Annotated in this window: 9 protein-coding genes; 7 read left to right on the top strand and 2 right to left on the bottom strand. The window is 66.4% G+C overall.

Features of this window, described 5'->3' with window-relative positions; all coding sequences use genetic code 11:
* From GR303_RS12775 to GR303_RS12745, 7 genes are all read left to right on the top strand, one after another.
* A partial coding sequence (locus tag GR303_RS12775; protein WP_161747580.1) for a DUF4142 domain-containing protein occupies window positions 1–373 on the top strand: 373 nt, incomplete at its 5' end.
* Window positions 374–525: 152 nt separating this feature from the next.
* On the top strand, window positions 526–1,224 hold the full coding sequence (locus GR303_RS12770) for a fumarylacetoacetate hydrolase family protein (RefSeq protein WP_161725804.1): 699 nt from the start codon (window positions 526–528) through the stop codon (window positions 1,222–1,224).
* A 125-nt stretch (window positions 1,225–1,349) separates the two neighbouring features.
* The gene (locus GR303_RS12765; RefSeq protein WP_161725802.1) at window positions 1,350–2,195 is read left to right on the top strand and encodes a lysine/arginine/ornithine ABC transporter substrate-binding protein; all 846 of its coding nucleotides are present in this window, start codon (window positions 1,350–1,352) and stop codon (window positions 2,193–2,195) included.
* 217 nt (window positions 2,196–2,412) lie between these two features.
* Window positions 2,413–3,258: a lysine/arginine/ornithine ABC transporter substrate-binding protein gene (locus GR303_RS12760; protein ID WP_161725801.1), complete on the top strand. Its 846-nt coding sequence runs from the start codon at window positions 2,413–2,415 to the stop codon at window positions 3,256–3,258.
* Window positions 3,259–3,390: 132 nt separating this feature from the next.
* On the top strand, window positions 3,391–4,113 hold the full coding sequence (locus GR303_RS12755) for an ABC transporter permease subunit (RefSeq protein ID WP_161725800.1): 723 nt from the start codon (window positions 3,391–3,393) through the stop codon (window positions 4,111–4,113).
* Complete coding sequence (locus tag GR303_RS12750; RefSeq protein WP_161725798.1) at window positions 4,113–4,838, top strand: ABC transporter permease; 726 nt, start codon at window positions 4,113–4,115, stop codon at window positions 4,836–4,838. The genes GR303_RS12755 and GR303_RS12750 overlap by 1 nt, the downstream gene beginning before the upstream one ends.
* Window positions 4,831–5,640 (top strand): ABC transporter ATP-binding protein, encoded by an 810-nt coding sequence (locus GR303_RS12745; RefSeq protein WP_161725796.1) that lies wholly within the window; start codon window positions 4,831–4,833, stop codon window positions 5,638–5,640. Before GR303_RS12750 ends, GR303_RS12745 begins: the two co-directional genes overlap by 8 nt.
* Window positions 5,641–5,687: 47 nt before the next feature.
* On the opposite strand, the gene GR303_RS12740 is transcribed toward GR303_RS12745, so the two are convergent.
* Together GR303_RS12740 and GR303_RS12735 are read right to left on the bottom strand one after the other, a co-directional pair.
* Window positions 5,688–6,074: a hypothetical protein gene (locus GR303_RS12740; protein ID WP_161725794.1), complete on the bottom strand. Its 387-nt coding sequence runs from the start codon at window positions 6,072–6,074 to the stop codon at window positions 5,688–5,690.
* Window positions 6,075–6,512 carry a DUF4112 domain-containing protein gene (locus GR303_RS12735; RefSeq protein ID WP_161725793.1) on the bottom strand — a complete coding sequence of 146 codons (438 nt, stop codon included), beginning with the start codon at window positions 6,510–6,512 and terminating at the stop codon, window positions 6,075–6,077. It abuts the gene before it with no gap.
* Window positions 6,513–6,572: the final 60 nt, after the last annotated feature.

Here is a 6,572-nt window from a genome sequence, read left to right as displayed (position 1 = left end):
CGCCCTGGTGGGCGGCCCGGTCGGTGCGGCGGTCGGCGCCGGCGTCGGCGCGACGACGGGTGCGGCGGCGGGCGGCGCGGCCGACGTGCAGGCCACCGGCTCCGTGACCCCGATCCGCCTCGGCGTTCCGATGCCCCCTGAGAAGGTGGCCATGCTGAACCAGCTCGCCTCGACCTCCGGCCCGCAGTTCGACCGCCTCTACGGACAGGCTCAGCGCATGGGCCACCAGGAGGCCCTGGCCCTGCATGCCGGCTATGCCCAGGCGGGCAACGACCCGGCGCTGCGCCAGTTCGCGGCTTCGGTGGTTCCGCATATCGAGCACCACCTTGCCGATGCCCGCCGCCTGCCGGGCGCCGCGGCTCGCCGCCGCTAAGCGGCCCGAAAGCTCAACTTCCCGACGGCGGGCCCTGAGCCCGCCGTTTTCGTTCGCCCCTCAGCGGAGACGGGTTGAACCTTTTTCCCGGCTTGTGGCGGGAGCCGCAGGGTGTAGGAAGGGACGTCCCGCTTCACCGCTCGCGAGCTTCCATGGCCTACGTCATTCCCGCGCCTTCGATCCCCGCTCTTCCCGTGGCCGGCACGGCCGATCTGTTCCCGGTGCGCCGCGTCTACTGCGTCGGCCGCAACTATGCCGCCCATGCGCGCGAGATGGGCGGCGACCCGACCCGCGAGCCGCCCTTCTTCTTCATGAAACCGGCCGATGCCCTGCAGCCCGTCCCGCAGGGCGAGACAGTCGATCATCCCTATCCGCCGAAGACGGCCAACTACCATTTCGAGATCGAGATGGTGGTGGCCCTCGCCAGGGGCGGGCTCGACATCCCCGTCGAGCGGGCCCTCGATCACGTTTTCGGCTATGCGGTCGGCCTCGACATGACCCGCCGCGACCTGCAGGACGAGGCCAAGCAGTTGCGCCGCCCCTGGGAGCTCGGGAAATCTGCGGACCGTTCCGGCCCGGTGGGGCCGATCCATCCGGTCTCCGCCGTGGGCCATCCGGCGGGCGGCACGATCTCCCTCACGGCCGATGGCGCGATCCAGCAGAAGGCCAGCCTCTCGGACATGATCTGGTCCGTGGCCGAGCAGATCGCCTATCTGTCCTCGTATTTCGAGCTGGCGCCCGGCGACGTGATCTTCTCCGGCACGCCCGAGGGCGTCGGCGCCGTCACCCGGGGGCAGACCATGGTCGGAGCCATCGAGGGCCTGGGCGAGATCCGGCTGCGGATTGTGTAAGGCTCGCCGGCCTCCCCTTGCCTTTTTATCGAGTTTGGCCGTTACTGCGTCACGGCGCGCCCCTCGCGGGTGCGGGAACGTCAGGCTGCGGCTTCGGGCTGTGGCCCACAAACAAGGGAACGACTATGAAATTCGTTAAGACCGTCGGCTTGGCTCTTCTCGGTTCCGCTCTTGCGATCGGCGGAGCGGCCGCTCAGCAGAAGACGGTAAAGATCGCCACGGAAGGCGCCTATGCGCCTTGGAACTTCACGGGCGCGGGCGGCAAGCTCGAGGGCTTCGAGATCGATCTCGCCAACGACCTGTGCAACCGCATGAAGGTGAAGTGCGAGATCGTGGCCCAGGACTGGGACGGCATCATCCCGGCGCTCACCGCCAAGAAGTACGACGCCATCATGGCCGGCATGAGCATCACGGACGAGCGCAAGAAGACCATCGACTTCGCCGGCCCCTATGCGAACTCTCCCAACGGCTTCCTGGTGGCCAAGAACTCGCCGCTCGCCAAGATGCCAGGCACCGGCCAGGCCTTCAACCTCGGCACCCAGCAGGCCGCCGCCGAGAAGGCCATCAATGACCTGAAGCCGCTGCTGAAGGGCAAGACGGTCGGCGTGCAAACCTCGACGATCCATTCCAACTTCGCCGACAAGTACCTGAAGGGCACTGCGGAGATCCGCGAGTACAAGACCACCGAGGCGCATGACCTCGACCTCGCCGCGGGCCGTATCGACGCTGTTCTGGCGGACTCGACCAACATCATCGGCACTCTCGAGAAGCCCGAGTTCAAGGACTACACCATGGTCGGCCCGTCGATCACCGGCGGCCTGCTCGGCGCCGGCGTCGGCGTCGGCCTGCGCAAGGGCGAGACGGAGCTCAAGAAGAGCTTCGAGGACGCAATCCAGGCGGCCATCAAGGACGGCACGATCAAGAAGCTGTCCGAGAAGTGGTTCAAGATCGACACCACCCCGCGGTCCTGATCCTCACGGCTCGACGTTTCAAGGCGCGGCTCCGGCCGCGCCTTTTTTCGTATGAAACAGGCGCTCGCACGACCGAAATCGCCACCTTGGCCGCTGTATTCAGCATCTTTGGGACTTGCATCGGCTTGGCTTTTGAATGTTAGCTTTCCGGATGGGGTGCAGGCCTCCGGCCTTCATCCGCCAACAGGATCAGTCAAAGCTGACCAGAGGGATGACCATGAAACTGCTCAAGACTTTAGGCCTCGGCCTGATCGCTTCCGTCCTCGCCGCGGGTGGAGGGGCTGCCCAGGAAAGAACCGTCAAGATCGCCACGGAAGGCGCCTATGCGCCCTGGAACTTCACGGGCGCGGGCGGCAAGCTCGAGGGCTTCGAGATCGATCTCGCCAACGACCTGTGCAACCGCATGAAGGTGAAGTGCGAGATCGTGGCCCAGGACTGGGACGGCATCATCCCGGCGCTGAATGCCAAGAAGTACGATGCCATCATGGCCGGCATGAACATCACCGACAAGCGCCTGGAGGTGATCAACTTCTCGCTCCCCTACGCGGCAACCCCGCACGGCTGGGGCGTGATGAAGGACTCCCCCCTCGCCAAGCTGGCGGGGACCGGCACGACCGTGAGCTTCGAGAAGGATCCCGAGGGCGCGAAGAAGGCCATCGAGGCGTGGAAGCCGCTGCTGAAGGGCAAGACCGTCGGCGTCCAGGGCTCGACCGTCAACTCGCAGTTCCTGGAGACCTACCTGAAGGACACGATCCAGATCCGCGAGTACAAGACCACGGAGCAGCACGACCTCGACCTGAGCGCCGGCCGCATCGACGCGATCTTCGCCGGGCATGGCGCCCTGAAGGCCACGCAGGAGAAGCCGGAGTTCAAGGACATGGTCATTGCCGGTACCGGCATGCGCGGCGGCCTGCTCGGCCGTGGCGTCGCGGTCGGCATGCGCAAGGACGACACGGACCTGAAGAAGTCCTTCGACGAGGCGATCCAAGCGGCCATCAAGGACGGCACGGTGAAGAAGCTGTCCGAAAAGTGGTTCAAGATCGACGCCACCCCGCAGGTCTGACCACTGCGTGCTGGAAACCGGGTCCCGGATCCTGCTAGAGGGACCCGGGCCACGGCCCAGTCGGGCCGTATTTGACGATGCCGTCCCGCCCTCCGGCTCGGAAGGCGGACATATTCAGGAAAGTCGAGACGCGTGCAGCAGTTGAGCTATTTCGAGCTCGTCGGGTTCGGACCCAACGGATGGGGATGGGCTCTCCTCACCGCAACGGGAATGACGATTGCGGTCGCCACTTGCGGCTTCCTGGCGGGCTCCGTGGTGGGAACCCTGGTGGCCTGGGGCAAGATCGGCGGCAACCTGGTGGTCCGCAGCCTGGCGGACGGCTACACGACCGTCCTGCGCGGCATTCCCGATCTTCTCGTGATCTACCTCTTCTACTTCGGCGGCAGCGCCGCTCTCGGCGCCATCGGCAGCCTGTTCGGCGCCGAGGGCTTCATCGGCGTGCCGGCCTTCGTCACAGGAGCTCTGGCGATCGGAATCGTCTCGGGCGCCTACCAGGCGGAGGTGTTCCGCGGCGCCTATCAGGTGGTCAGCCGCGGCGAGATCGAGGCGGCGCGCTCGGTGGGCATGCACCGCTGGCTCATGTTCCGCCGGATCATCGCGCCCCAGGTCCTGCGCTATGCCATTCCGGGCCTCGGCAATACGTGGCAGCTGGTCCTGAAGGAATCGGCGCTGATCTCCGTCACCGGCCTTGTCGAGCTGCTGCGCCAGTCGCATATCGCAGCCGGCTCCACCCGCCGCCCGTTCGACTTCTATCTCACGGCAGCGGTGCTCTACCTGCTGATCACCTGGATCTCGACCTATCTTTTCCAGCGCGCGGAGGCTCACTCCACGCGCGGCATGCGGAGGGCTTCCTGATGGACTTCGCCTTCATGCGGGATGCCTTCGTCACCCTGATCGGCGGCGTGCCGCTGACGCTGAACCTGGCCTTCATGGCCGTGGGCCTCGGCGCCGTGCTCGCCCTGCTGCTCGCGCTCATGCGCATGTCGGGCGTGAAGGTGCTGGACTGGCCGGCGCAGGCCTACGTCTTCGTCTTCCGCGGCACGCCGCTGCTCGTGCAGATCTTCCTGATCTACTACGGCCTCGGCCAGTTCCGCCCGACCCTGCAGGAATGGGGCCTCTGGACCTTCTTCCGCGAGCCGTACTGGTGCGCCGTCCTCGCGCTGACCCTCAACACGGCCGCCTATGCGAGCGAGATCTTCCGCGGCGGGCTGCAATCCGTTCCGCACAACCAGGTCGAGGCGGCGCGGGCCTGCGGCATGTCGGGCTTCCTGCTCTTCCGCCGCATCGTCTTTCCCATCGCCCTCCGGCAGGCGCTCCCCGCCTATGGCAGCGAACTCATCCTCATGGTGAAGGCCACGTCTCTGGCCTCGATCATCACCATGATGGAGGTGACGGGGCTGGCCGCGAAGCTCATCTCGCAGACCTTCCGCGCGGTCGAGGTCTTCATCGTCGCGGGCCTGATCTATCTCATCCTCAACTTCATTATCACCCGCATCATCATGGCCATCGAATGGTGGCTCTCGCCTCACCTGCGCCGCCCCCCGGCCGTGGAGCCGCGCCTGGAGGCCGCTCATGTCTAACGGAGTTGCAGCCTTGTCGTCCGTCACCGCCTCAGACGAGGCCGTTCCCGCCGTCGCCGTCCACGATCTCCGCAAGAGCTTCGGCTCCCTCGAAGTGCTCAAGGGCGTTTCCTTGAGCGCCAGGGAAGGCGACGTGATCTCGATCCTGGGCGCCTCGGGCTCGGGCAAGTCGACCATGCTCCGCTGCATCAACATGCTGGAGGTGCCCGATTCCGGCGAGATCCGCATCGGCGGGGAGACCATCGCCCTCAGGAAAGGCCGCAGGGGCATGGAGCCGGCGGACCGTCGCCAGGTGGACCGCATCCGCTCCCGCGTCGCCATGGTGTTCCAGAGCTTCAATCTCTGGTCCCACATGACGATCCTCGAGAACGTGATCGAGGCTCCCGTCCATGTGCAGAAGCGCCCCAAGGCGGAATGCATCGCGGAGGCCGAGGAGCTGCTGAAGAAGGTCGGCATCGTCGACAAGCGCAACCAGTACCCCTCCCACCTCTCCGGCGGCCAGCAGCAGCGCGCGGCCATCGCGCGGGCGCTCGCCATGCACCCGAAGGTGATGCTGTTCGACGAGCCGACCTCGGCGCTCGATCCGGAACTCGTGGGCGAGGTGCTGCGCGTCATGCGCTCCCTCGCCGAGGAGGGCCGCACCATGCTGGTGGTGACCCACGAGATGGGCTTCGCCCGGGACGTGTCGAACCGGGTCGTGTTCCTGCACAAGGGCGTGGTGGAGGAGGAAGGCGCGCCGGCGGAGGTGTTCGGCGCCCCGAAATCGGAGCGCTTCAAGCAGTTCATCTCGAGCCACCGGTAAGGCTCCAAGACTAAGGGCGAAGCGGATGCCGCTTCGCCCTTTCTTTTTCAGCGCTTTTCGATCCGCCGCGGCGGATGGGGTTGGCCCGATGGCGGGAACGGCACGGTCGGCCCCGATCGGCCGCCGGGCTCACGCCACTCATAGGCTCTCGGGTCGCGCCGCGAGCCGCCGAGAAACAGGCCGAGCACGGCCGGCACCGCCAGGATCAGCAGCGAAACGAGACCCCAGACCACCACGATGGCACCGAGCCCCAGACCCCGCAGGGTCGTCAACGCCCAGGACAGCCACTCGACCGTTTCGGGATGACCGGTGACGATATCGGCATTGCGCGCCGCGACGCCCCCGAAGAAATCCAGAAGCCCGTAGGCGCCCCAGGCGAACAGCGACCAGAGCGCCACGGCGATCCAGGCCAGGACCCACAGCAGCCGTTTCATTCAGCGCTCCTCGATCCTCACGGCCGTGCCGTCGATCTCGAGCGGTCCGCGCTTGGGGGTGCCGAGATGCTCGTGGATGATGCGCAGGTTGCGCTCGTTGGCCTTGAAGAAGACGTCGAACACATCGCCCGCGAAGGGAATGGCGCCGATGGCGGTATCCACTGCAACGTTGCCGATCATCCGGGCGATCTTCCAGCGCGGCAGGCCGAGCTGGCGAGCCTCCCAGATGATGTAGCTGGCGAGAGCCGCCGAGAGCGCGTCGCCCACGCCCGGCACGAGGCCGAGCACGGCGTCGAGCCCCACTCGGCGGTTCAGGCCCGGAATCAGGAAGGCGTTGTCCATCAGTTTCGCAACCAGCGTGATGCGCGCCATCGCATCCTCCCGGCGCGGGCCGGCGGTCTTGATCGCGTCGAAAACAGCGCTTCGGGCAGTGTTCATTCCAGTCTCCAGGGGACCAAAAGATCGATGGTCCTCACCGGTCATGATGTGTGCATCACC

Origin of the sequence: Microvirga arsenatis (assembly GCF_009910705.1) — a bacterium.
Lineage (GTDB): Bacteria > Pseudomonadota > Alphaproteobacteria > Rhizobiales > Beijerinckiaceae > Microvirga > Microvirga arsenatis.
This window is presented reverse-complemented; position numbering and strand designations above follow the sequence as displayed.

Excerpts from the sequence above, each read along its gene's own strand:
- GR303_RS12750 (WP_161725798.1), top strand. The coding sequence starts at position 4,113 with ATGGACTTCGCCTTCATGCGGGATGCCTTCGTCACCCTGATCGGCGGC.
- GR303_RS12760 (WP_161725801.1), top strand. The coding sequence starts at position 2,413 with ATGAAACTGCTCAAGACTTTAGGCCTCGGCCTGATCGCTTCCGTCCTC.
- GR303_RS12770 (WP_161725804.1), top strand. The coding sequence starts at position 526 with ATGGCCTACGTCATTCCCGCGCCTTCGATCCCCGCTCTTCCCGTGGCC.
- GR303_RS12735 (WP_161725793.1), bottom strand. The coding sequence starts at position 6,512 with ATGAACACTGCCCGAAGCGCTGTTTTCGACGCGATCAAGACCGCCGGC.
- GR303_RS12745 (WP_161725796.1), top strand. The coding sequence starts at position 4,831 with ATGTCTAACGGAGTTGCAGCCTTGTCGTCCGTCACCGCCTCAGACGAG.
- GR303_RS12765 (WP_161725802.1), top strand. The coding sequence starts at position 1,350 with ATGAAATTCGTTAAGACCGTCGGCTTGGCTCTTCTCGGTTCCGCTCTT.
- GR303_RS12740 (WP_161725794.1), bottom strand. The coding sequence starts at position 6,074 with ATGAAACGGCTGCTGTGGGTCCTGGCCTGGATCGCCGTGGCGCTCTGG.